This is a genomic window from Sphingomonas sp. P4_G2 (genome assembly GCF_056401155.1).
The window spans coordinates 13726-36068 of the sequence record NZ_JBFUJY010000013.1; the positions used below are offsets into that span (position 1 = coordinate 13726).

Below are 22343 nucleotides of genomic sequence, written 5' to 3' on the forward strand. Positions count from 1 at the left end.
AACGATGGCCGAAATCGTAAACGGCGCGTTAACTGCTGCCTATGCCAGGGTATCTCGAAATCGCCCCGCGTGGGGCCAGCCATTCCTTCCGCCGCCGGCTCGGCCTTGGCGGGGAGACGTTGCGACGTAATGACGATGGCGACCTGAAGCTCTTCGTGATGAGCTTCACCGCCTTCTTCATCTGCATCTACACGCTCATTCTCTGACAGCCCGCGCTGGCGGGCCTCCGCTCAGTCGCAGGCCTTGTGCAGCTTCTGCGCGAGCCAGGCCGATATCGGACACATCGCGGCGACGACGAACAGCATGTTGGTCGGGGTCACGCCGGCGTGCGACAGCGCGGTGACCATCGCTGCGCCGATCGCCATCGATCCCGAATTGACCACATTGTTGGCGGCGACCGTGCGCGAGGTCTCGTCCTTGGTCACCGTCGTCGTCAGGAAGGCGTAGAGCGGCACGACGAACATCCCGCCGAAGATCGCGATCCCCATCAAGGCGCCGATCACCAGCAGCGCGCGCGGCATCGCGATGAATTCGAGCCAGCCGTAATAATGGCCGACCGCGGGCGGCCACGTCTTGCACAGGAGCGAGAACAAAACGACGAACGCGCCCATGATCAGCACTGAGGCGGGGCCGTATTTGGCCGAAGTATGGCCCTTGAGCAGCGAGTTGATCGCGACCGATCCGATCGCGATACCGATCGAGAACAGAGCGGTCAGCAAGGTCGCGACGTGCTTGTCGGCAGTCAGCACGTTCTTGGCCAGCGGCGTGAAGATGATGATCAGCACCGCGCCCATCGTCCAGAAGAAGCTGATCGCGCAGATCGCCAGGAACAGGCGGGGGATGTGCATCGTCCCGCTGATCAGCCGCCACGAGGCGGTGAAGGGGTTGTAGTTGATCTTGAGCTCGGGCCCGACGCGGGGAGCCGGGGGGACCTTCCGTCCGGCGAACCAGCCGATCGCCGCAACGACCAGCGTGCCGATGACGGCATGTTCCACCTTCATGAAGCCGGCGAGCACGGTACCGAGCAGGATCGCCAGATAGGTCGCCGATTCGACCAGCCCGGTGCCGCCCAGCACCTCATCCTCTTCGAGATGCTGCGGCAAGATCGCGTATTTGATCGGTCCGAAAAAGGTCGAATGGATGCCGAGCGCCAGCACCGCGGTCAGCATGAACGCCATGCCGATCGCGGTATGGCCCGCTTTGGCGAGCAATAGCCCGCTGCCGCCGACCAGCATGATGACGATTTCCGCGGTCTTGACGATGCGGATGATCTTGCTCTTGTCGTTGGCGTCGGCGAGCTGGCCGGCAAGCGCGGACAGCAGAAAGAAGGGTACGATGCTGATCGCGGTGGCGAGCGCGGTGAAGCTCTGTTCGTACTGTGGGTTGTTGTAAATCTGATAAACCACGACGATGACCATCGCCTGTTTGAACAGATTGTCGTTGAAGGCACCGAGGAACTGCGTGACGAACAGCGGCAGGAATCGGCGCTCCTTCAACAAGCCGAGCGCACTATGCATTACGAGTTTGGGGCCCCGTCGTGGCGAAAGAAGCCGGTCCCTTAGCCGAGGGGCATAGGCAGCGACAATCGTTCAATTGGTAAATGTGGTTTGGCGTCCTGAAATCGCCGCTAGCGCTCGATTGCGCCCGGCCCCAACACACCCTTCGCTTCCGCCGTCATGCCGGCCCTGTGCCGGCATCCACCGTGCCGCGCACCCAGCGGCCGTTGGTCAGGTACCACGGTGGATGCCGGGACGAGCCCGGCATGACGAAGGTGGACAGGGAATCACCTCGATAATGAGCGGCGTATTCCCGGCGTCGAGGGGATGCGAAATGCGACAAACGAGCCAGTTCACCACGCAAGCTCGATAGGCGATTGCCCCCACCGCTCGATCCGGGGCGTTGCCGGTTCCCGCCGGGCGCCCTAGGGATAATGATCATGTGGACGCTCCCCAACATCCTGACCCTGTCGCGCATCCTCGGCGTGCCTCTGCTCGTCGCCTTCCTGTGGTGGCCCGGCTGGGAGCTGGGTTATGCGTTCGCCTTCGTCCTCTACGCGCTGATCGCCTTGACCGATTATCTCGACGGTTATCTCGCCCGCGCCCAGGGGACGGTGTCGAAGCTCGGCGTCTTCCTCGATCCGATCGCCGACAAGATCATGGTGGCGGCCGTCATCCTGATGCTGGTCGCGACGCGCGACATCGGCGGCTGGCATGTGATCGCGGCGATCATCATCCTGGCGCGCGAGATCATGGTGTCCGGCTTACGCGAGTTCCTCGGTGGCCTCCAGGTCTCGGTCCCGGTGTCGCAGCTCGCCAAATGGAAGACGACGCTCCAGCTCGTCGCGCTCGGCGCGATGATCCTGGCGGGGGCGCTGCCTGGCTGGCCGATCGTCCATAGCATCGGCCTGGTCGCTTTGTGGGGCGCCGCCGCGCTCACCCTGGTCACCGGGTGGGATTATCTGCGCGCCGGCCTGAAGCACATGGACTGATGGCGGCGATCGACCTGCTCTATTTCGCCTGGGTGCGCGAAAGCATCGGGACCGGCCACGAACGCGCGACGCCCCCGGCCGAGATAGCCGACGTCGCCGGGCTGATCGACTGGCTCGCGGCGCGCGGCGGCGGCTATGCCGAAGCGCTCGGCGACAAGACCAAGCTCAGGGCGGCGGTCGATCAGCTGTTCGTGTCGCTCGACGCGTCGATCGTCGGCGCGCGCGAAATCGCCCTGTTTCCGCCGGTGACCGGCGGATGATCCGGGTTCTCGTCACCGATGCGGCGATCGACGTCGCCGCCGAACTGGACTCACTCGAACGCGCCGGAGGCGGCGCGGTGGCGACGTTCACCGGACTGGTGCGCGACGATAACGGGGTGGAGGAACTGTTCCTCGAACATTATCCCGACGCCACCGATAAGGCGCTGCGCGACCTGGCGGCGGAAGCAGTCCAACGCTGGTCGCTGGCGGCGGCGACGGTCATCCATCGCGTCGGCGCGATGAAACCGGGCGAACGCATCGTCTTTGTCGGCACCGCGGCGGCCCATCGCGCCGGGGCGTTGGAGGCGTGCGCCTTTTTGATTGACCGGCTCAAGACCGACGCGCCGTTCTGGAAGCGGGAGACGCGTGGCCAGGACGCGCGCTGGGTCGGCGAGCGCGACAGCGATCTTCACGCCGCCGACCGCTGGAAACAGTGACCGCGGCTATTGAAGATATGTTCGGGCCATTCCCTCCTCGTCATGCCGGCCCTGTGCCGGCATCCACTGTGCCGCACATCCATCAGCCGTTGGGTAAGCGGCGCGGTGGATGCCGGCACAAGGCCGGCATGACGGTGGAAGCCAATCGTGGCAGCCTCACCGCCATACCGGTCCTTATGCGATAGCCCCTCCTGGCGGGAGGGGATTGGAAGGCTGATTTCTGCCGAGATCAGTTCAGCTTGGGCAGCAGCACGCCGTTGACGACGTGGACGATGCCGTTCGACTGGTGGACGTCGGGCGTCTCCAGATAGCTGACATTGCCGTTGACGCTGGTCAGCGTGACGACGTTATTGCCGGTGATCGTCACCTTGAGCGGCTGGCCGGCGACGGTGGTCAAGGTAGCGGTGCCGTTGCCGGCGGTGATCTGCGCCTTCAATTGGGTGAAATCGATCGTGCCGGGTACGACGTGATAGGTCAGCACCTTGGCCAGCAGTGCCTTGTTCTCGGGCTTCATCAGCTGCGCGAGCGTGTCGGGCGGCAGCCGCGTGAAGGCGTCGTCGGTCGGTGCGAACACGGTGTACGGCCCGGGACCCGACAAGGTGGCGGTCAGATCCGCGGCGGTGATCGCCTTGACCAATGTCGAGAGGTTGGGCGCGGCGGAGGCGTTGGCGACGATCGTCTTGCCGGCATCCATCGCCGCGCCACCGACCGACGGATTGGGAGCGGCGGCAGCGGCGGGAGCAGGCGCCGCGGTCTGCGGGGCGGGGCCGGCCGGCGGCGCGGCGGGCGTGGTCTGGGCGAAAGCGGGAAGGGCAAGGACCGGCGCGAGAGCAAGCGCCGGGATACGCAACAGCTTCATTCTATGAGCATCCTTTCATGGGTGCACCCGTGCCGGGTGTCCTGAAGGATACGCGCGGATGGCCGTTCGGTTTCCCATCGCCCGACGCGGAAAAGCGTCAGGCCGCCGCCTTGAGGATGTCTGCCAATAGCCGAAAGTCGCGTTCGCGCGGCGATGCGCGCCGCCAGACCAGCGCGATGGTGCGGGTGGCATGATCCCCCGCGAGCGGCCGCGCGGAGATCGCGGTATTGTCCAATATGCCCGATTGCACCGCCATTTCGGGCAGCATCGTCACGCCCAGTCCATTGTCGACCATCTGCACGATGGTGTGGAGCGACGTGCCCAGCATCATCGCCTGCGCCCCCAGTTCGGGCCGGTTGCAGGCGGCGAGGGCATGATCCTTGAGGCAATGCCCGTCCTCGAGCAGCAGCAATCGGTTCTCGTCGATATCGGCTGCCGCGATCATGGCGGGAGGATTGGGCAGCTCGGCATCGGGAAAGGCGACGAACAGGCGATCGTCGAACAACCGCGCCGCGGTCACCTCGCCACAGGCATAAGGCAGCGCCAGCAGCACGCAGTCGGTGCGGCCGTTATGCAGGCCTTCGCATGCCGTGCCCGTCGTCTCCTCGCGCAGGAACAGTTTCAGGTCCGGATAGTCTCGGCGCAGCGCCGGCAGGATGTGGGGGAGCATGAACGGCGCGATCGTCGGGATGACGCTCATTCGCATCTCTCCCGACAAGGGACGCCCGGCGGCGCGCGCCATGTCGCCCAGTTCCTCGGCCTCGCGAATCACCCGCCGCGCCTTGTCGGCGATACGGTCGCCCAGTGGGGTGAACCGGACGACACGCCGCGTCCGCTCGACCAGGGTCACGCCGATCAATGTCTCGAGCTCACGAATCCCCGCCGACATGGTCGATTGGGTGACGAAGCACGCCTCGGCCGCGCGGCCGAAATGGCCATGGTCCTTCAAGGCGACGAGATATTGCAGCTGCTTCAGCGTCGGAAGATAGGTAGTACTCATTCATCGCCTCAATCGATCAACAACGGCTAAATAACCTATTGGATCGTTTAAAAGCCAGCCTATATGCGGCTCGAACGAAAGAGGCCTGAAGGCCCGCCTTTCCCCGAGAGGATGTCCAAGAAGGCCGACCCCAATTCAGGCAGGAGGCCCAGAATCATGTTGACCGTCGGAGACAAGTTCCCCGCTATCACCGTTCCCGTCCAGCAGGGCGTCGACGCCTTGCCCGCCGGCGAGACGATCGACGTCACCACCGCCGCTCCCGGCAAGTGGAAGATCGTGTTCTACTGGCCGAAGGACTTCACCTTCGTCTGCCCGACCGAGATCGTCGGCTATTCGCAGCTCAAGGGCGATTTCGAGGATCGCGACGCGGTGCTGATCGGCGCCTCGACCGACACCAGCCATGTCCACCTGGCGTGGCGCAAGTCGGATCCGGACCTGGCGGCCGCGGACTTTCCGTGGATCGCCGACAATGGCGGCAAGCTCGCTTCTGCGCTGGGCATCCTCGATGCCGATGAGAATGTCGCCTATCGCGCCACCTTCACCGTCGATCCCGACGGCGTGATCCAGGCGGTGCAGGTCAACGGCCTCAATGTCGGCCGCAACCCGCAGGAGACGCTGCGCGTGCTCGATGCGCTTCAGACCGACGAGCTCTGCCCGTGCAATTGGAATAAAGGCGACGATGTCCTCAAGGTTGCCGCCTAACGACTTCGTCTAACAGATGCGGCCTTTTTGAATCAGGGGCCGTATCCCCCGGCGCGGGGTCTTTCCCCCCCTCGGCCCCGCGCCACCCTTTTCCCGATCTCTCGCCCCGGCTTCGGCCGGGGCGCTTATCCCAACGCCGGCGATCATCGCCGCGAGGAGCATATCGCATGTCGCTCAAGGATTTCGCCCAGTCGCTGCCCGATTTCGCCAAGGATATCCGGCTTAATGTCGGGTCGTTGCTCAACGAAACGGCGCTCGGCGACCAGCGCAAATACGGCCTGATCCTGGCTTGCGCGCATGCCTCCGGCTACAAGCCGCTGGTCGAAGCGGCCGAGGCGGAAGTCGCCGGCAAATTGTCGCCCGAAGCCGCCAATGCGGCGCGCGCGGCGGCGGCGGTGATGGCGATGAACAACGTCTATTACCGCTTCACCCACCTCGCCGGGAACAAGGAATATGCCAACATGCCGGCCAAGCTGCGCATGAACGTGATCGGCGCGCCGGGCATCGAGAAGGACGATTTCGAGCTGTTCAGCCTGGCGATCAGCGCGATGAACGGCTGCGGGCTGTGCATCGACGCGCATGAGAATGTGCTGAAGAAGGCCGGCGTGACGGCCCAGGCGATCCAGGACGCGGTGCGCTGGGCGGCGGTGATGAAGGCCGTCGCGACGGTGCACGCTGCGATAGCCTGATCGTTAGGGCGTCGCGGTCGGTCTCTCCGGCTCGACGCCTGCCGCCGCGGCGTAGAGTGTCGCCGCCCGCAGGAAGCAGAGTCCGGCGAACACGGGTGTGGCGGCGACGATCAGCATCGAATAGCGGATGGCTTCGTCGCCGAAACGCGGGGCAAGCAGGTCGTTGAGCACGCCTACCGCGGTCGGGCCGGCCGCGTCGCCGATCAAACTCGCGCCGAGCAGGATGACTGCGGTGGCAAGCGCACGGCGCCGCTCGCCGACGATGTTCACCACCGCGGCGTAGATCGGCGCCTGGTGGATCAGCATGAAGAAGCTGCTGAGCGCGAACCCGCCCAGCCAGGCCGAATGCGAATTGCCGAGCAGGAACAGCGCTTCGGCCGGGCCGGCCAGCAAGCAGGCGATGGCGGGAAGGCCGACCCGCCAGGCGATGCGCTCCTTGGGCAGACGATCGATCAGCACGCCACCGATCAGGATACCCAACAGGCCGATGAACCCACGCGTCGGGCCGATGATGTTGGCGACGTCGCCAACGCCCAGATGATGCACGCGCATGAAAAAGGACGGCACCCAGGCCCCCGATGCCCAGACGTTCGCCCCCATCAGCGTCACGCCGGCGAAGATCCAGGTGAAGCAGCGGTTGGCGAAGAGCGCGCGCAGGTCGGTGAGCAGCGAACTTGCGATCGGCAGGCGAGGGGGAGGCGGCACGGTCCGTTCCGGCTCGCGAACCGTGAAGATCACCAGCAGCGCGAGCAACAGCCCCGGCAGCCCGATGGCGATGAACATCGCGCGCCAGCCATAGGTCTGCGCGATCCACCCCGCGAGCGGGAAGAACAGGATGAAGGCCAAAGGCGAAGCCGTTCCGAACAACGCCAGCGCGAGCGGCCGCCGTTCCGCCGGAAAACGGTCCGCGATGAGCGAATTGGATGGGGCTGTTCCGCAGGCTTCGCCGGCGCCCATCAGCAGCCGCACCACCGCCAATTGCCAGATGCCGCCGATCAATCCCGTGCACGCTGTCATCACGCTCCAGAAAGCGAGACCCGCGGCGATGATGTTGCGCCGGTTGGCGCGATCGGCCAGCCAGGCGATCGGAATGCCGAGCAACGAGTAGAAGAGGATGAAGGCGAGTCCCGAGACCAAGCCCAGCACGGTGTCGGACGATCCCAGCTCGCGCTTGATCGCGGGAAGCGCGAGCCCGAGCAGCGAACGGTCGAGATAGTTCGACACCGAAACCATCGTCAGGACGAATAACGGCCAGGTCGCCGACCAGGGCCAGCGCCGGGTTTCGCGGGAACTGCTCATAAGCGCGATGCCCGTGTTTCCTGTGCGGTGATGAATTCGAGCAGTGCCGGCTGTCCGGCCTGGGTCGCCGCGATCCCGCGCCGGATGGCGGGGACGATTTCGTCGGGCGAGGTGACGCGCTCGCCATAACCGCCCAGCGCGCGCGCGAAGTCGGCATAATTTCCCGAAATGTCGGTGGCGCGGAAGCGCTCGGTGGCGACGGGCATGATCGGCAGCTCGATCGCCATGGCCGAATTGTTGAGCAGGATCGACAGGATCGGCAGCCGCTCGCGCACCGCCGTCTCGAAATCCATGCCGGTGAAACCGATCGCGGCATCGCCCCAGACGTTGATGCATAGCTTGTCCGGACAGGCGAGCTTCGCCCCCATCGCCAGGCCGAGGCCGTAGCCGAGCTGGGTGGTCTTGCCCCAACCGATATAACTGAGCGGCGACGTCGTCGTCCAGAAAGGCGAGAGCTGATCGCGCGGCGACCCCGCATCATGCGTGATGATCGTATTGGCGACATCGACGGTGCGCTGCAGGTCCCACAGGACGCGATAAGGGCTGAGCGGGGTATCGTCGCTTTCGAGCAGCGGCAGCCATTGGGCGAGCCATTGGGCTTCGACTTCGGCGATCTCGCGGGCAGCCGGGCCGGGATCGCGCGAGCCGTCCAGCCGGTCGCGACAGGCCGCGACCAGCATCGCCAGCGTCAGTTTCGCATCGCCGATCAGCGCGTCGATACAGGGCACGCTCTTGTTGATGTCGGCGGGATCGAGCGTTGCGTGAACGATCGCCGCACCTGCCGGCATCGCCACGCCGAATGCGGTTTCGGACAGGCTGCAGCCGATTCCGAGGATCAGATCGGCGCGGTCGAGGAAATGGCGAAGCTGTCCCGGAATGGCCGCGCCGCCGGAGCCGAGCGCAAGCGGATGCGTCTCATCGAACGCGCTCTTGCCTTCGAGGCTCGTCGACACCGGCGCGCCGAGCAATTCGGCGAGCATGCGCAATTCGGTATAGGCTTCGGCCCAATGCACGCCTTGCCCGGCATGGATGACCAGCCGCTTTGCCGCGACCAGGCGATCCGCCACTCGGGCAATCGCTTCCGGATCGGGCGCGCTGCGGGTGGTGACGACCGGTGTATAATCGAGCGGTTCGGGGAGTTCCTCGTCGAGCACGTCCCACGGCATTTCGACCAGCGCGGGACGAAGCCGCCCGTTGCGCAGCGCGGTGAACGCGCGGCGCAGGATGGCGGGCGTATCCTCGGCGCGCAGGATCGGCTCGCAGGTCTTGGTGATGTCGCGCATCGAGATGCTGGCGTTGTAATTGTCGGGCACGTGCGCCAGCCGCCGCGTATAGCCTTGCGGCAGCACCAATATCGGCACGCTTTCCGAATAGGCCTGGGCGACGCCGCCATAGGCGTTTTCGGTGCCGGGCCCGTGCTGCATCGCGAACACGCCCATCCGCCGTCCGCGGGAGAGCCGCGACAGCGCGTCGGCCATGTGCACGCCGGTGCGCTCCTGGCGGACGATGATCGGGCGGATGCCGATCGCCGCCGCCTGTTCGAGCACGGCATTGCGCGGATAGCCGAAGATGACGTCGATCCCTTCGCGCGCGAGTATTTCCGCGATCGCCGCGCTGACCTTCATGATCGCTCGAGGTCCGATGGACCAAGGGGCCGCTCACCGATCACGGTGGTGCGGACCAGATGCCGCCGCTCATATTTGAAATCATGCACGCCGCGGTGGAGCGTGAAGCGATTGTCCCACACGATCAGCGTGTCTTTCTCCCATTTCACGCGGCAATGATAATGGAGGTGCTGGGCCAGGCTCTGCAGATAGGCGAGCAAGGCCCGGCTTTCCTCCTCGCTCCATCCGACGAAACGCTTGAAGTAAGCGGTCGTCGCGAACAGCGCCTTGCGCCCCGTCACGGGATGGACGCGCACCGCGGGATGGACATTTTCGAGCTCGTCCTCGGTGAAATCATGGCTCTCGCGCAGGCGCAGCCGCTTGTCGGGAGCCAGCTTGGCATTCTTTGCCCAGATATCCTTGCCCGAATAGACCACCTGAAGGCCGTCGAGCAGCGCCTTCAGCCCATCGGACATATGTTCGTAGACGAGATAGGCGTTCGAGAATGCCGTATCGCCACCCCATTGCGGCACTTCCAGCGCGCGCATGACGACGCATTTGGGCGGCTGAAGCAGGAACGGGCTGTCGGTGTGGAAATGCTCGAACGACGGCACGACATTTTCGGGCTCGTGCGCTTCGCGGCGCACCTCCTGCATGTCGCGATGCCCGTCATAGATCGGCGCCTGGGGCAGTTCGGTGATCTCGCCGAAATAGCGGGAAAAATGCTTGTGCTGCTCGGGCGTCAGATCCTGGTCGCGGAACAGGATCACCAGAAAATGCTCGAACGCCTTCATCACCTCGGCGAGCGTTTCGTCGTCGAGCGGTTGGCGCAGGTCGACGCCGCTGATCTCGCATCCGCACGCGCCCGAAATCGGCTTCACGCCGATCCGGCGGAAATCGGGCATGGGCAGCCCCGCGACGATCGGCCCGCTTGGCGCTGCGGTGGCGATGGGGTTGGGCTGAGAGACCATGGCAAACTCCACTGGATTCGGAATCGAGGCGAGCGGGTGGTGGCAGGGCTGTTTCGCCGCGGCTCAGAATTTCCGTTTTAGGGTGACGGCCCATGTCCGCGGTTCGCCCGGTGAACCCTGGATCGAATTGGTGGACCCGCGATTGTCGAAAATATCGGTATAATAGAGTTTATTGGTGAGGTTGCGGCCCTCGATCGCGAGCGACCAATCGTCCTTCGGCGTCCGGAAGGTGAGCCTCGCATTGACGAGCGTGCGTCCTTTCACTTCGCCGAAGATGTCCTTGCCGCCAGTCACGGCGTCGACATTGTTCGCGTTGCGATTGAACGAATCCTGGTGATCGACGTCGATCCGCGGCGTCAGCTTGGCGCCACTGGCGAACTCGAAATCATATTGCACGCCCAGGCTCCATTGCCAGGGCGAGATATATTGCCCCTTGTCCTCGATGCCGATGCCGGAGGTCGCGGCGGTCGCCGAGATCGAGGTGTATTTGAAGTAGAGATAGGCAAGCGACGCATCGATGGTGAAGCCCTCGACCGGGCGCAGCGTCAATTCGGCCTCCGCGCCTTTCACGTCCGCCTTGCCGGCGTTGAGCGGAAGCGCGCACGGCGCCGCCGGTACGCCCGGCAGCGGGCAACTCGCCACGGTAACGAGGATGTCGTTATATTTATTGAGGAACGCGCTGACGTTCAGCCGTACGTGACGGTCGAACAGGTCGCTCTTGAATCCCGCCTCATACGCGGTCAGCGTCTCGGGTCCGAACGCCAGCGCCTGGGCCGGGAAGAACGGCCGCGGATTGACGCCACCGCTCTTGAAGCCGGTCGAAACCTGGGCGTAGGTCATGATCTCGTCCGACCAGCGATATTGGAGCACGGCGCGCCAATCGACGCGATTGCCTTTGAATGTCCCGACCAGGCCGTCGAGCGAAGCGATCGACGGCGGCGTCGCCCCTCCCGTCGAGGATCCGGGAATCCCCTTGCGCCCGTAAATGAAGCTCTTGGTCATGTCGGTATATCGGATGCCGCCGACCAGATGCAGGTTCTTGAGGGGTTCCCAATCGCCATTGGCGAACACGGCTTTGGTGGTCGCCGGGATCTTGTTGTTCTCGATGAAGTTGAGCGTCGTGAGGGTGACGCGCGTGATGTTCTGGCTGCGCTTGTGCAGATAATAGCCGCCGACGGTGAAGTTGAACGCCGAGCCGATATTGCCGTTGAGCCTGAGCTCCTGGCTGAACTGGCGATTGTAGATCTGGCTCGCCTGCAAGGTCGGCGAGAAGGGCGACCCATCGGCCGAAGAGTAGACGCCATCGAACTTGCGATAGGCGGTGATCGACGTGATGCTGAAATCGGGCGACAGATCGACTTTCAGATTTCCTGACACGCCCCAGGAATTGATCGCCGATTTGATCGGGGCGGACCAAGGCGCCGATCCGTCGCGCGGCTTGAGTTCCATGTAATTTTCGTAACTGATGTACGGGCTGGAGCTGAATGTATCCTGCGCATAATTGCCGAACGGCGAATAGCTGATGAATTGCGATCCGGTGGATGTCCCATATCGCACGCCATTGAGCGTATACGCGGGAACCGAGGTCCCCGTCGTTGCCGATCCGGTGTTGGCGACACCGGGATTGGCGTTCTGCCCGACATAAAGCAGGGTCGTCGGTCCCGCCTCGCTGTCATCGCGTGTGACGTCGGCCACGACATCGAGCGTCACGTTGCTGCTCGGCTCATACCGCAAGGCTAGGCGCCCGGCGACATAGTCCTTGCCGCCCTCGGTCCCCAGCTTGCACGACTGGGAATTGACCAATGTCGACGGGATCGCCGTGCCGGGGTGCGTGCAGGCATAATCGTAGCGCGTGATGTAGCCATCCTTGTGGACCGCCGTGCCGGAGACGCGCGCGAACAGAGTCGGCAGGATGGTGAAGTTGGCGCCGCCGCGCAGTTCGACCCGGTTATAGGCGCCATAGGTCGCCTGGACATAACCGCCGCCCGTGCCGTCCGGCTTCTTCGAATAGAGCTTGATCGCCCCGCCGATCGAATTCTGCCCGGCCAGCGTACCCTGCGGCCCGCGCAGGATTTCGACCCGGTCGAGATCGATCAGGTCGAGTAACGAGCCGTGCAACGTCGGCAGATAGACGTCATCGATATAAAGCCCGACGCCGGGTTCGAGCGCGAAGCTGGTATCGCGTTGTCCGACGCCGCGGATATAGGCGACGACCGCCGGGCCATAGGTCGCCGGCGCCTGGCGCAGCGTGACATTGGGCGCCTGGCTGCCGATATCGGCGATGCTGGTCTGGCCTCGCGCTTCGAGCATGGCTCCCGACACCGCGGTGATCGCCAGCGGCGCATCCTGCAACCGCTGCGACCGGAATTGCGCGGTCACGACGATGTCGTCCTTGGACGGCGCCTGGCTGTCCTTTTGATCCGGTGCGCTGGTGTCTTGCGTGTCTTGTGCCAGCGCGGGCGCGGCGATGGACATGGAGCCGGCAAGCGCGAGGATCGAAGTAGCCGCACGGAGCGCAGTCAATCGAATTGCCATAGTGCATCCCCCCTAGGGTTCGTCGCGTGCCTTTGCGGCATCGCCGAAGCGGAGATGGACATGTTGAACAATCAACTGTCAAGGCAATTCCAAATTCCGGAAGCTCAATTCCGGAATACGGAAGATGCGTGATCAGCTGTGCGAGATCGCAGCCATTGAGCTCAGGGTCTCGGCGGATGCGCGCACTGCCGTGGCGAGATCGTCTTCGAGATGGAGCTGGTATCGCTTCGACGGCATGGTCACGCCGAGACAGCCCAAAATCTCGCCAAAGGCGCCAAACACGGGCGCGGCGATACCGGCGATGTCATAGCGCGGATCGAAATAACGGGCGAAGCCCCGCTCGCGGATCTGCTGCAGCTCTGCGTCGATCTCCGGGCGCGACGATCGCGGGCGGCCGCTCAACGGCCCGACCTTGGCCTCGCGCATGATCGCTTCCGCGTCGCCATATGGCAGGAAGGCGAGAATGGCGTGGCCAAGCGATCCCCAGGGCAATTGGACCTCAAGCCCGCGCTCGACCGCGAAGCGCAGCGGGTGAGGGGTCATCACCACATCGGCGATGATCGCGGCGCGTATCGACGGGCTGTAGGTGCACAAGACCGCCGTTTCGTGCCATTGGGTCACCAGCTCCTCCAGCAGCGGCGACGCGCAGCGGACGAGGTCGAACCGCGCCACGAGCTGCGAGGCCAGGCGATGCAGCTCGCGCCCGGGGCGGTAGGATTGGCCATGGCCGCGCTCGACCAGACCCGATCGTACCAGCGCCTGGAGCAGGCGATGAACCGAGCTTGCCGGCAAGCCGGCGCCGGCCGCCAGCTCGCCAAGCGTGAACTGAGGCGGTCCCGCGGCGACGAGCTTGAGCAGATAGGCAAGCCTGTCGGCCGCACCGCGCGGTGCCTTGGGTCCGGTCGAGCTCATCGACGGACCATAGCTCGGAGCCGGCCGCTTTGCCTCATCCCGTCACATCAGGGCGTAATAGCGGAACAGCGACCGATCGGGCGCCGTCCGCCGTTCGCCGCCGCCCACTATCACGGTCCGCGACAGCCAGTCGTGCGGCCCCGCCGGCACCCGGAAATAAGGCGTCAGGCGGAAATAGGATGGCTGGGTGCTGCCGGCGGCGGCCCGCACGAGGTAGCCGCGATTCTGGATATAGATGCTCGTGCCGTCATCCGCCTCCAGCATGTAATGCGCGCTCAGCTCTATGGTGCCGTCGTCGCGAACCAGGGCATAATCGGCACCGCTATGCGGAACCACGCGGCCCGAAAGGCGCGGTCCGCTGATCGTGCCGCCGATCGCGGGGGTATAGCCCTGGCTGCCGCCGCCGGGCAGCGGGCCGAAGATATGCCGGTCGGCGCCAAACAGGACTTCGATATCGAAAACATGCTCCAGCGTGCAGTCCGCGGCGGTCATTGCGAGGAGTCCTTTGACGGGATGACGGGAAGCAGGATCGCGGAATCGAAGGCGCCGCCGGTGCGGAGGATATGCGTGCCGGCATTGCGCGTCTGCTGGTGCAGCGGGAACGGTAGCATCACGCCTTCCTCCTTCGGATAGATGTCCGACCCCGCGACGATCAACCGCAATGTCTCGCCCGCCGCGAAGCGAGCCGAGAACGGCCAGATCTCGATCTCCACCGGCACGCAGTCGCCGGGCGCAAGCCGGTCTTCGCTGGTGTGTCGATGGACCGGCCGTTCCGGGCGCGAACGCTCGGGGTCGAGCGCCCGGTGACTGGCGCGCAGCCAGCCAAGCGCCACGGGACCGTTTTCATAGAAGGCGTAGAAAGTGAAGCCGACGGGCTCGCCCGCCGCGTCGATCTTCTGCAGGGCGACGAACAGGTCCATGTCGTCGCTCCCGACCGCTTCGACCCACAGCTTCAGGCTGGCATGGCCGGTGATCTCGGTCGCTTCGGCGAAAAGATGGTCGAAGCAGATGCGTCCGTCGGACGCCGGATACCGGACCTCGCTTTCGCTCGGCGCATCGTCGTCCATCGTACCGCTCGCCGCGTCGAGCGCGAGCCGGCGATAGTCGGTGCGCGCGAGCGGCCATTCATTCTCCGCGCGCTCCTCGGCCACGCCATGCCGTTCGCGCACCTCGATCCGCACTTTCGGCCAGGCGGCGAGGGACGTGGGCCGGTCGCGCATATAATGGTCGAAAAAGGCGAGCTGGCGCGCGCGGCTCTCGGGCCGGTAATAATGCGCCCATTTCTTCTGGCCATGGATGTCGAGCCATTTCTCGGCCGATCCCATCCGGCGCCACGCCTCGATCGTGCCGCGCAAATGCAGCCCCTGATCGGACCAGCTGGCGACGACATAAGCCGGCTGGCCTATCGCCTCCAGATCGAGTTCCTTCGAGCGCCAATAATCGTCGATCAGCGGGTGGGCGACGATATTGGCCCAGCTGTCCTCGGTGCGATTGAGCGACCATTGGATATTGTCGCAGGCGCGTGGCAGGAAGCTCGTCTCCAAGATGCCGCCATGATAGGCGAATTCGCGATACCAGTCCGAAAAGCCTTCCCACGGATTGAGCGCGGCGAGCGGCCCGGGGCGTAATGGCGCGACCAGATATTGGATGTTGGCGAGATAGGACACGCCGGTCATCCCGACCCGTCCGTTCGACCAGGCCAATCGGCCGAGCCACTCGATCGCGTCGGCGCAATCCTCCGCCTCCTGGATGCCATTGTGGTGGAAATCGCCCTCCGACAGCCAGGCGCCGCGCGGGTCGACCACCGCCACGCCATAACCGTGCCGACCCCACCAGACGGGGTCGGGGCCCTCGAACGGGGTCAGCTCCGACAGCCATTCCGGGTCCACGCCGGAGCGCGGCCAGAAGACGCGGTTGGTCAGCGCATGCTTGCCGTAAGGGCCCCAGGCCAAGAGCAGCGGCACGTTCGTCGTCGCGCCCTCGGGGCGATAGAGATCGGCGAAGATTTCCACGCCGTCGCGCAAGCGGATGCGGCAATTGCGCTCGATCGTCAGGCCGCGTTCGGTCCGGCAAGAAAAGTCGGCCGGCGGCAAAGGCGGCTTGGTGGGGTGACCGAACGGGTCGCTCCCCGCGCGCATGAGCGGCCGAAAACGCACATTGCCTCCCTACAAGACGACGAAATAATGGATCCGGTTGGCGTTCGGCACCTTTTCCGCCACGCCGACGAACACGTGCTGCGACATCCATTCGTGCGGACCCGCCGGCGCATCGAAGCGCGGGGTCACGCGCATATAATAATCGTCGAACGACACCGGCTCGTTGCGGCGCATCTTCTCGGCGATCTCGGGGCTTCGCGCCCAGCGGAACCCGCGATTTTCGAGATAGATGATCGCGCCATCGTCGGCCTCGAGCAGGTAACGGGCGTCGAAATCGATCACCCCGTTCGGCCGCGACAACGGGAAATCGCCGCCTGACATGGGGACCACGCGACCATTGAGCCGCGGGCCCTCAACCGACCCCTCCGCTGCGTAGATTGCGGCGCGCGTATCGCCGCGCGCGCCCGGTTTGATCCAATAGGGCTTCGACAGCGTGATCGAGATGGTGAAGGCGTAGTCGAGCCCCGGCGCGAAAGGATGGTGTCCGCTCATGGACAGCGGATAAACGCCGCATTTGTTGATTTGTCAACGATCAGGCGCGATACCTCACGGCGAGAAGACAATAGCGATTCTGGCGGCTACAAAATCGCGATGCAGCAGAAGATCATCCGTACCGAACCACCGACGGAGGCGAAGTCCAGCCGACCATCGTTCGAATTCGGCCCCTCGCACATTCCCTATCGCATCCTTTTGCTCAGCAAGATGATCGATCGGGTTACGGCGCAGCATGTCCGGGATACGGCACAGCTTTCTCTCGCCGAATGGCGGGTGCTGACGCATGTCGAAATGATCGGGAAGTGCAGCGCTGCGGAAGTGGCGAGCGTCGCCTATTCGGACCGGGCCGAAGTGAGCCGGGCCCTCGCGTCGCTCGAGCAGCGCGGCTTCGTCCAGCGCGAAGCCAACCCGCGCAACCGCAAGAGCAGCCTGGTGTCGCTGACCGAAGCGGGCAAGTCGGTCCACGCCGCCATCCGCGGAGCGCGGGGCAAATTCTATGAGCAATGGCTCACCGATCTGAGCGACGCGGAGCGGGTGGCGCTCAATGCCGCGCTGGAAAAGGTCACGCGCCGCGTCATCGACAGCGCGCCGCAGATGTTCGACGTCTAAGAGCGCTACCGCGACAACGCCTGATAGATCGAGAACGCGCTGGTCAGCGTCAGCAGCACGCCGACCATCGCCATCAGCGGACGCGCCGGCACCTTCTTGGCCAGCCACCCGCCCAGCGGCGCCGCGAGCAGCCCGCCGATCAGGAGACCCAAGGTCTGCAGGGTGAAAGCGGCGAATCCCAAGGTGAAGATGAACGTCGCGGAGATCGTCGTCGTCAGGAAGAATTCCACGGTGTTGACGGTGCCGATCGTCTCGCGCGGCGAGGCGCCCTGCACCAGCAGATTGCTCGTCACCACCGGACCCCAGCCGCCGCCACCCGCCGCGTCGAGAAAGCCGCCGACCAGCCCGAGCGGTTCGATCACCTTGGGCGTCCTCGGTTCGACCCGGCCGCGCCAGGCGCGAAACAGCAGATAAAGGCCGATCGCGCTCAGATAGGCCATCACGAACGGCCGCGCGATCGAGGCGTCGACCGACGACAACACATAGGCGCCAAGCACGCCGCCGATCATGCCGGGGATCACCAGCCGCGCGAACAGCCGCCAGTTCACGTTGCGGTGCAGGACATGGCTGATGCCGGACGCCGCGGTAGTGAAGGTCTCGACCGCATGGACGCTGGCCGAGGCAACGCGCGGCGGCAGGCCCATCACGCTGATCAACAATGTCGAGTTGATCAGGCCGAACGCCATGCCCAGCGCGCCATCGACCAATTGTGCGGCGAACCCGATCGCGATGAACGGCAGGATCGCCTCGATCGAGGCCAGCGAAACATCGACCATCAACAGCGCAAACTCCCCGGGGCCCTGTCCGTTGCATGACGCGCGAACCTAATTCCTACAACAAAGATGGGCTTTTCTCCGACGAAGTTGCGACAGGGCGGTTATGGAAATCGTCAGCCGGGCGTCCTAGATATAGCGAAATCGGCGAAGGGGACGCGCCAATGCTTGCTGGCCTCAGGGCTTATCTCGACTCGATTCGGGCGCGCGACCCAGCGCCACGATCGAACGTGGAAATCCTGCTTTATCCGGGCGTTTGGGCGCTCGGTTATCACCGTATCGCACATGCCTTATACGATGCGCGGCTGTTTTTCCTGGCGCGCTGGGTGAACCATATCGCGCGCTTCTTCACCGCGATCGACATCCATCCGGGTGCCAAGATCGGCAAGTTCTTCTTCATCGATCACGGCTTCACCGTGATCGGCGAGACGGCGGTGATCGGCGACAATGTCACGATCTATCAATGCGTCACGCTCGGCGGGACCAATCCCGCAGACGGCGTCGCCGGCAAGCGCCACCCGACGATCCAGGACAATGTGATCATCGGGTCGGGCGCCCAGGTGCTGGGGCCGGTGACGGTCGCGGTCGGCGCGCGGATCGGCGCCAATGCGGTCGTCACGCGCGACGTGCCCGAAGGCGCGGTGATGGTCGGCATCCCGGCGCGGCCGACGATGGTCGAAGGGAAGGGCGAAAAGCCGTTCCTCGCTTACGGCACGCCGTGCAGCGAGATATTCGATCCGCAGACGCAGAAGGTCGAGTTGCTTCGCTGCGAGATCGAGACATTGCGCAAGCGGCTCGACGCGTTGCTCGCCGAACAGGAAACCCCGGAGCGTGACCGCGCCTGATGGGAACGGTCACGCCGTTTCCGCTGTCCGGCCGCCAACCGAGCCAGATCGGCTTCGAGCGGCTCGAACTCACCCGCATCCTCGATCTGTACGGTCGCATGGTCGCCGCCGGGCATTGGCGCGATTATGCGATCGAGCTCGGCCACGCCGCGGCGGTGTTCGCCGCGTTCCGCCGCACCGCCGAGCGCCCCGAATTCAGGATCGAGAAACGCCCCGATCTGCGCAATCGCCAGGGGATGTGGGCGCTGATCGCCGAACATGGCCAGGTAGTGAAGCGCGGCCATGAACTCGGCCCGGTGCTGGCGCCGATCGAACGGCGGCTGATGAAGCTGATCGAGGATTAGGCCGGGAGCCATAAACGGCGCCCCCGAGAATCGGCGGTCAAGTTTGCTCGCCGTTTACCCACCCGCCGAGCTTCGGTCGCTTATCATGCCACGGGCAGGCTTGTTCGAGCTGGGCGGCAAGTCGGATCAGTGTCGCTTCGTCGGCGTAACGCGCCGAGAACATCATTCCGATCGGCAAACCCTCACGCGATTGGCCGAGCGGCAGCGAGATTGAGGGCTGACCGGTGAAGTTGAACGGGGCGGCGAAAGGATAGACCTCGCCATTTCGCGTCTGGATGTCTGCCGCCGACACGTTGATCGGATCGAGATAGCCGATCCTGGGCGGTGGAGTGCCCATCACCGGGCATAGGAACACGTCCCAATCCTCGAAAAAGCGAAGCGTCGTTCGGGCTCGCATCCGGCGTTCCTGCGCGCTGTAGAGCGCGTCGACACCCGACACTGAGCGCGCGCCGTTGAGTACTGCCCAACTCAGCGGTTCCAGCTCGTCCGCTGCCGGCTCGCGCCCAATCGCCTCGATCATCCGCTTCATGCCGGCAGCGAAGTTCGCGCCGGCAAGCGGCAGATTGGCGACATAGTCGCTCAGCGTATTGGTGCCGAGCGCGCGCTCCTCCATGTGATGGCCGAGCCCGTCGAGCAATCGCGCGGTATCCTCGAGCGCTGCTTGCACGTCGGGATGAATCGCGCGCGCGAGCGGCGTCCCGCCCGACCACGCGATGCGGAGCCGTCCCGGATCGCGCCCGACTTCGTCCGCATAGGGCCGTTCCTTCGGCGGGATGGCATAGGGCGACCCCGGCTCCGGATTGCCGGTCACGTCGAGCATCACCGCGGTATCGCGGACAGTGCGGGTGATCACGTGCTCTACGACATTGCCTTGCGCGAAATCGTAGCCGTCGGGCAGATCCGGATTGCGGTCGCGCGTCACCTTCAACCCGACCAGGCCGCAGCATGAGGCGGGAATCCGGATCGAGCCAAGGCCATCGCCGCCATGCGCCATCGGCACCATGCCGCACGCCACCGCTGCCGCCGAACCGCCCGACGATCCGCCGACAATGTGTCCGAGGTCCCAGGGGTTTCGACAGGGCCCGAACAGTGCCCCTTCCGTCGTGCCGGCGATCCCGAACTCCGAAAGGTTGGTCTTACCCAGGGGGACGACCCCGCTCGCCCGGTAGCGGCGCATCAGGCCACTGTCCTGGGCATCCGTGAAGCCCGCATTCGCGGCGTAGCGGCTGCCCGACGTACGCGGCCAACCCTCCACCTGCAGCAGCAAGTCTTTCACCAGGAAGGGAACACCCGTGAACGGACCTTCCGGCAGCGGTCCGGCCGCAGCCGCCCGCGCCTCGTCGAAGGCGCGATAGACGACGGCGTTGATCTCGCGATCATAAAGCTCGATGCCTTCGATCGCGGCGTCGACGACCTCGAGCGGCGAGACCTCACCGTGCCGGATCAATTCCCCCAGGCCGACGGCATCGTGGGCCGCATATTCAGTGAACTTCATCGCGCCTCCTTGCTCGATTACGTTGCTTCCTCAAGGGAGAACCGAAACCACTCTGCCCCGGAAACAGTAGGGTCGCGGTCGAACGGAGACGTTCGAGAATGGTGGAAACCTGCTGATACGCCTGCGGCAAGCAATTACGATTGCTGGCGTAATAGTCACTCGATAGCATAGCTTCGGTAGCGCATTTTACCGGAGAGATGGATGAATCCCGATGTAAAAACCCGGCTTGCCGGCATTGCCTGCGTTTTGGCCGGCGCTGCGATATCATGGCCCACCACTTTCGATCGCCTCCGGCTGGCCGAGCAGGGTGTTCCTGAGATCAGCACTTGGTCGCTCGCTTCCTTCTTGGTGGGACCGCTGATCATAATCGGCCTGACGATGATGATATTCGGCGCGAGAACGGAAGCCCTGACGCGTAACGCGGAGAAGAAGCGCCTGACCCTTTTCGGCAATTTGATAGCTCTAGCGTGCACCGTGGCAGGGTTCGGCGGAATGCTGGGCACTACCTATCTGCTGCGAACCTATGGATATCTATAGCCCAATCTTGAGGTCGCAGACGAAAGGCTCTGCCTGGTGGAAAGCGGCGCGATAGCCTTTTGGGGTACTTCCCGCCGGCTCGCTTTGCCCACCGCGAACGGCGCGAAGTGGGTGGAAAGGCGAACGGCAGCCTCCGATTCCGAAGTCCCTTTAACGGACGCTCGCCATTTGCCGACGGGCGGATCGCCTCCAGTGATTGACTTCCCATGATCCGAGTGATGCCTTTGAGCGGCAGTCGACGACCAGAGAGGAATTGGGATGGGATGGATCAAGAGCACGGTAGCCGCTGCTCTGATGGCCGGCACGGCGCCGCTCCCCACGACGTTGATAACACCCGCCAACCTGGATGCGATCGTTCAGCCGCACGTGGCTGACAAGTCGTTCATGGGGCAAGTCCTTGTAGCGAAGGGCGACACCATTCTGTTTGATCGCTTTTACGGCTACGCCAATGTCGAATGGAACGTCGCTTTTGCGCCTGATACGCGCTTTCGCATTGGCTCGATGACGAAGCAATTTACAGCGGCTGCCGTGATGAAGCTGGTTGCCGACAAAAAGGTGGCACTCGACGCGACCGTCTCTACCTATGTTACCGACCTTCCGGCGACGTGGAGCAAGGTGACTGTCCAGCAATTACTCGATCAGACCGCGGGATTGCCGGACTATACCAGCGATCCGAGATTTTCGGCCGTATCCCGCCAACCGACCAAGCCGGGCGAGCTGATAGCCCTGGTGGCGGATAAGAGCCCCGAATTCGCGGCAGGGTCAAAATGGCGGTACAGCAACACGAACTATTTGGTTCTCGGCAAATTAATCGAAGACGTGTCGGGGAAACCTTATGCGGTCTTTCTCCGGGAGACCCTTTTTGCGCCGCTGGGAATGAAAGGGACGGCGTTCGATTCGGTAAATCGGATCATGCCACACCGTGCCGATGGCTATCGCAATGAGGCGAACGCGTTGTCTAACGCCAACTACATGGATGAAAGCGTTCCATTCTCGGCCGGCGGCCTGGTGGCTACGGGCCGCGATCTGCTCACTTGGGAGCGCGCGCTGTTTGGGGGCCGGATTCTGTCGCCGCAAGATAGCAAGCTTATGACGGAGCCGGTGAAGGACGAATATGCTTTTGGTCTCTGGAATCACGTTAGGGATGGCATTCATCAGATCGAGCATGGCGGCAATATCAATGGGTTCAACAGCGAAATGGCCTATTACCCGGAGTCAGATGTAACGGTAATCGTCTTGAGCAATGTCGAGGGCGTGAGTGCCAAACTCATCAGCGAAGAAATCTACCATAAGCTTATCCCGAAGCGTTCTTCGCATTAATCCGTTACGCGCA

General features: G+C 64.1%; 24 protein-coding genes. 11 read left to right on the plus strand and 13 right to left on the minus strand.

The annotated features are described in order from the left end of the window. The first annotated feature begins 41 nt into the window (after positions 1 to 41). The gene (locus tag AC1DRD_RS21705) at positions 42 to 206 is read left to right on the plus strand and encodes a hypothetical protein (RefSeq protein WP_478031569.1); all 165 of its coding nucleotides are present in this window, start codon (positions 42 to 44) and stop codon (positions 204 to 206) included. 24 nt (positions 207 to 230) lie between these two features. Here AC1DRD_RS21705 and AC1DRD_RS21710 read toward each other — a convergent pair whose 3' ends face one another. Continuing rightward, positions 231 to 1517, minus strand: a complete 1287-nt coding sequence (locus tag AC1DRD_RS21710; RefSeq protein WP_478042994.1) for an MFS transporter — start codon at positions 1515 to 1517, stop codon at positions 231 to 233. A 419-nt stretch (positions 1518 to 1936) separates the two neighbouring features. Between AC1DRD_RS21710 and pgsA the strand changes: the two genes are divergently transcribed. Genes pgsA through AC1DRD_RS21725 form a run of 3 tightly spaced genes read left to right on the plus strand, consistent with a single transcriptional unit; the run spans position 1937 to position 3185 of the window. Continuing rightward, positions 1937 to 2488 carry a CDP-diacylglycerol--glycerol-3-phosphate 3-phosphatidyltransferase gene (gene pgsA / locus AC1DRD_RS21715; RefSeq protein ID WP_478031571.1) on the plus strand — a complete coding sequence of 184 codons (552 nt, stop codon included), beginning with the start codon at positions 1937 to 1939 and terminating at the stop codon, positions 2486 to 2488. After that, complete coding sequence (moaD, locus tag AC1DRD_RS21720; protein ID WP_478042995.1) at positions 2488 to 2748, plus strand: molybdopterin converting factor subunit 1; 261 nt, start codon at positions 2488 to 2490, stop codon at positions 2746 to 2748. The genes pgsA and moaD overlap by 1 nt, the downstream gene beginning before the upstream one ends. After that, positions 2745 to 3185 (plus strand): molybdenum cofactor biosynthesis protein MoaE, encoded by a 441-nt coding sequence (locus AC1DRD_RS21725; RefSeq protein ID WP_478031575.1) that lies wholly within the window; start codon positions 2745 to 2747, stop codon positions 3183 to 3185. Before moaD ends, AC1DRD_RS21725 begins: the two co-directional genes overlap by 4 nt. 229 nt (positions 3186 to 3414) lie before the next feature. Here AC1DRD_RS21725 and AC1DRD_RS21730 read toward each other — a convergent pair whose 3' ends face one another. Both AC1DRD_RS21730 and AC1DRD_RS21735 read right to left on the minus strand, forming a co-directional pair. Then, entirely contained in the window at positions 3415 to 4044 is a 630-nt protein-coding gene (locus AC1DRD_RS21730; RefSeq protein ID WP_478042996.1) for a fasciclin domain-containing protein, read from the minus strand. A 97-nt stretch (positions 4045 to 4141) separates the two neighbouring features. Beyond that, positions 4142 to 5044 carry a hydrogen peroxide-inducible genes activator gene (locus AC1DRD_RS21735; protein ID WP_478031578.1) on the minus strand — a complete coding sequence of 301 codons (903 nt, stop codon included), beginning with the start codon at positions 5042 to 5044 and terminating at the stop codon, positions 4142 to 4144. Between the two features lie 156 nt (positions 5045 to 5200). Here AC1DRD_RS21735 and AC1DRD_RS21740 point away from each other — a divergent pair, with 156 nt between their 5' ends. Together AC1DRD_RS21740 and ahpD are read left to right on the plus strand one after the other, a co-directional pair. Further along, complete coding sequence (locus AC1DRD_RS21740; RefSeq protein WP_478031579.1) at positions 5201 to 5746, plus strand: peroxiredoxin; 546 nt, start codon at positions 5201 to 5203, stop codon at positions 5744 to 5746. A 167-nt stretch (positions 5747 to 5913) separates the two neighbouring features. Beyond that, positions 5914 to 6435 carry an alkylhydroperoxidase, AhpD family gene (gene ahpD / locus AC1DRD_RS21745; protein WP_478042997.1) on the plus strand — a complete coding sequence of 174 codons (522 nt, stop codon included), beginning with the start codon at positions 5914 to 5916 and terminating at the stop codon, positions 6433 to 6435. A 3-nt stretch (positions 6436 to 6438) separates the two neighbouring features. On the opposite strand, the gene AC1DRD_RS21750 is transcribed toward ahpD, so the two are convergent. The 8 genes from AC1DRD_RS21750 to AC1DRD_RS21785 form a co-directional block, all read right to left on the minus strand. Beyond that, positions 6439 to 7734 (minus strand): spinster family MFS transporter, encoded by a 1296-nt coding sequence (locus tag AC1DRD_RS21750; protein WP_478042998.1) that lies wholly within the window; start codon positions 7732 to 7734, stop codon positions 6439 to 6441. Beyond that, positions 7731 to 9359, minus strand: coding sequence for a thiamine pyrophosphate-requiring protein (locus AC1DRD_RS21755; protein WP_478042999.1), 1629 nt, complete (start codon positions 9357 to 9359; stop codon positions 7731 to 7733). The genes AC1DRD_RS21750 and AC1DRD_RS21755 overlap by 4 nt, the downstream gene beginning before the upstream one ends. Then, positions 9356 to 10309 carry a TauD/TfdA dioxygenase family protein gene (locus AC1DRD_RS21760; RefSeq protein ID WP_478043000.1) on the minus strand — a complete coding sequence of 318 codons (954 nt, stop codon included), beginning with the start codon at positions 10307 to 10309 and terminating at the stop codon, positions 9356 to 9358. Before AC1DRD_RS21760 ends, AC1DRD_RS21755 begins: the two co-directional genes overlap by 4 nt. 63 nt (positions 10310 to 10372) lie before the next feature. Further along, positions 10373 to 12832: a TonB-dependent receptor gene (locus AC1DRD_RS21765; protein WP_478043001.1), complete on the minus strand. Its 2460-nt coding sequence runs from the start codon at positions 12830 to 12832 to the stop codon at positions 10373 to 10375. Positions 12833 to 12976: 144 nt separating this feature from the next. Then, complete coding sequence (locus AC1DRD_RS21770; protein ID WP_478043002.1) at positions 12977 to 13756, minus strand: IclR family transcriptional regulator; 780 nt, start codon at positions 13754 to 13756, stop codon at positions 12977 to 12979. Between the two features lie 42 nt (positions 13757 to 13798). After that, positions 13799 to 14248 carry a DUF3237 domain-containing protein gene (locus AC1DRD_RS21775; RefSeq protein ID WP_478043003.1) on the minus strand — a complete coding sequence of 150 codons (450 nt, stop codon included), beginning with the start codon at positions 14246 to 14248 and terminating at the stop codon, positions 13799 to 13801. Beyond that, positions 14245 to 15912 (minus strand): CocE/NonD family hydrolase, encoded by a 1668-nt coding sequence (locus AC1DRD_RS21780; protein WP_478043004.1) that lies wholly within the window; start codon positions 15910 to 15912, stop codon positions 14245 to 14247. Before AC1DRD_RS21780 ends, AC1DRD_RS21775 begins: the two co-directional genes overlap by 4 nt. Positions 15913 to 15921: 9 nt before the next feature. Beyond that, positions 15922 to 16404, minus strand: coding sequence for a DUF3237 family protein (locus AC1DRD_RS21785; protein ID WP_478043005.1), 483 nt, complete (start codon positions 16402 to 16404; stop codon positions 15922 to 15924). A gap of 99 nt (positions 16405 to 16503) precedes the next feature. On the opposite strand from AC1DRD_RS21785, the gene AC1DRD_RS21790 reads away from it, so the two are divergent. Then, entirely contained in the window at positions 16504 to 17016 is a 513-nt protein-coding gene (locus AC1DRD_RS21790) for a MarR family winged helix-turn-helix transcriptional regulator (protein ID WP_478043006.1), read from the plus strand. A 5-nt stretch (positions 17017 to 17021) separates the two neighbouring features. Here the strand turns inward: AC1DRD_RS21790 and AC1DRD_RS21795 are convergent, their stop codons facing one another. Continuing rightward, positions 17022 to 17792: a sulfite exporter TauE/SafE family protein gene (locus tag AC1DRD_RS21795; protein ID WP_478043017.1), complete on the minus strand. Its 771-nt coding sequence runs from the start codon at positions 17790 to 17792 to the stop codon at positions 17022 to 17024. Positions 17793 to 17953: 161 nt separating this feature from the next. Here AC1DRD_RS21795 and epsC point away from each other — a divergent pair, with 161 nt between their 5' ends. Together epsC and AC1DRD_RS21805 are read left to right on the plus strand one after the other, a co-directional pair. Beyond that, positions 17954 to 18634: a serine O-acetyltransferase EpsC gene (gene epsC, locus AC1DRD_RS21800; protein ID WP_478043007.1), complete on the plus strand. Its 681-nt coding sequence runs from the start codon at positions 17954 to 17956 to the stop codon at positions 18632 to 18634. After that, the gene (locus AC1DRD_RS21805; RefSeq protein ID WP_478031596.1) at positions 18634 to 18978 is read left to right on the plus strand and encodes a DUF2794 domain-containing protein; all 345 of its coding nucleotides are present in this window, start codon (positions 18634 to 18636) and stop codon (positions 18976 to 18978) included. Before epsC ends, AC1DRD_RS21805 begins: the two co-directional genes overlap by 1 nt. A 37-nt stretch (positions 18979 to 19015) precedes the next feature. Here AC1DRD_RS21805 and AC1DRD_RS21810 read toward each other — a convergent pair whose 3' ends face one another. Next, on the minus strand, positions 19016 to 20473 hold the full coding sequence (locus tag AC1DRD_RS21810; RefSeq protein ID WP_478043008.1) for an amidase: 1458 nt from the start codon (positions 20471 to 20473) through the stop codon (positions 19016 to 19018). A gap of 201 nt (positions 20474 to 20674) precedes the next feature. On the opposite strand from AC1DRD_RS21810, the gene AC1DRD_RS21815 reads away from it, so the two are divergent. Both AC1DRD_RS21815 and AC1DRD_RS21820 read left to right on the plus strand, forming a co-directional pair. Continuing rightward, the gene (locus tag AC1DRD_RS21815; protein WP_478031598.1) at positions 20675 to 21010 is read left to right on the plus strand and encodes a hypothetical protein; all 336 of its coding nucleotides are present in this window, start codon (positions 20675 to 20677) and stop codon (positions 21008 to 21010) included. 258 nt (positions 21011 to 21268) lie between these two features. Beyond that, entirely contained in the window at positions 21269 to 22330 is a 1062-nt protein-coding gene (locus tag AC1DRD_RS21820) for a serine hydrolase domain-containing protein (RefSeq protein ID WP_478043009.1), read from the plus strand. Positions 22331 to 22343: the final 13 nt, after the last annotated feature.

Coding starts and splice junctions, on each gene's coding strand:
- AC1DRD_RS21705 (WP_478031569.1), top strand. CDS start 42: ATGCCAGGGTATCTCGAAATCGCCCCGCGTGGGGCCAGCCATTCCTTC.
- AC1DRD_RS21710 (WP_478042994.1), bottom strand. CDS start 1,517: ATGCATAGTGCGCTCGGCTTGTTGAAGGAGCGCCGATTCCTGCCGCTG.
- pgsA (WP_478031571.1), top strand. CDS start 1,937: ATGTGGACGCTCCCCAACATCCTGACCCTGTCGCGCATCCTCGGCGTG.
- moaD (WP_478042995.1), top strand. CDS start 2,488: ATGGCGGCGATCGACCTGCTCTATTTCGCCTGGGTGCGCGAAAGCATC.
- AC1DRD_RS21725 (WP_478031575.1), top strand. CDS start 2,745: ATGATCCGGGTTCTCGTCACCGATGCGGCGATCGACGTCGCCGCCGAA.
- AC1DRD_RS21730 (WP_478042996.1), bottom strand. CDS start 4,044: ATGAAGCTGTTGCGTATCCCGGCGCTTGCTCTCGCGCCGGTCCTTGCC.
- AC1DRD_RS21735 (WP_478031578.1), bottom strand. CDS start 5,044: ATGAGTACTACCTATCTTCCGACGCTGAAGCAGCTGCAATATCTCGTC.
- AC1DRD_RS21740 (WP_478031579.1), top strand. CDS start 5,201: ATGTTGACCGTCGGAGACAAGTTCCCCGCTATCACCGTTCCCGTCCAG.
- ahpD (WP_478042997.1), top strand. CDS start 5,914: ATGTCGCTCAAGGATTTCGCCCAGTCGCTGCCCGATTTCGCCAAGGAT.
- AC1DRD_RS21750 (WP_478042998.1), bottom strand. CDS start 7,734: ATGAGCAGTTCCCGCGAAACCCGGCGCTGGCCCTGGTCGGCGACCTGG.
- AC1DRD_RS21755 (WP_478042999.1), bottom strand. CDS start 9,359: ATGAAGGTCAGCGCGGCGATCGCGGAAATACTCGCGCGCGAAGGGATC.
- AC1DRD_RS21760 (WP_478043000.1), bottom strand. CDS start 10,309: ATGGTCTCTCAGCCCAACCCCATCGCCACCGCAGCGCCAAGCGGGCCG.
- AC1DRD_RS21770 (WP_478043002.1), bottom strand. CDS start 13,756: ATGAGCTCGACCGGACCCAAGGCACCGCGCGGTGCGGCCGACAGGCTT.
- AC1DRD_RS21775 (WP_478043003.1), bottom strand. CDS start 14,248: ATGACCGCCGCGGACTGCACGCTGGAGCATGTTTTCGATATCGAAGTC.
- AC1DRD_RS21785 (WP_478043005.1), bottom strand. CDS start 16,404: ATGAGCGGACACCATCCTTTCGCGCCGGGGCTCGACTACGCCTTCACC.
- AC1DRD_RS21790 (WP_478043006.1), top strand. CDS start 16,504: ATGCAGCAGAAGATCATCCGTACCGAACCACCGACGGAGGCGAAGTCC.
- AC1DRD_RS21795 (WP_478043017.1), bottom strand. CDS start 17,792: ATGGTCGATGTTTCGCTGGCCTCGATCGAGGCGATCCTGCCGTTCATC.
- epsC (WP_478043007.1), top strand. CDS start 17,954: ATGCTTGCTGGCCTCAGGGCTTATCTCGACTCGATTCGGGCGCGCGAC.
- AC1DRD_RS21805 (WP_478031596.1), top strand. CDS start 18,634: ATGGGAACGGTCACGCCGTTTCCGCTGTCCGGCCGCCAACCGAGCCAG.
- AC1DRD_RS21810 (WP_478043008.1), bottom strand. CDS start 20,473: ATGAAGTTCACTGAATATGCGGCCCACGATGCCGTCGGCCTGGGGGAA.
- AC1DRD_RS21815 (WP_478031598.1), top strand. CDS start 20,675: ATGAATCCCGATGTAAAAACCCGGCTTGCCGGCATTGCCTGCGTTTTG.
- AC1DRD_RS21820 (WP_478043009.1), top strand. CDS start 21,269: ATGGGATGGATCAAGAGCACGGTAGCCGCTGCTCTGATGGCCGGCACG.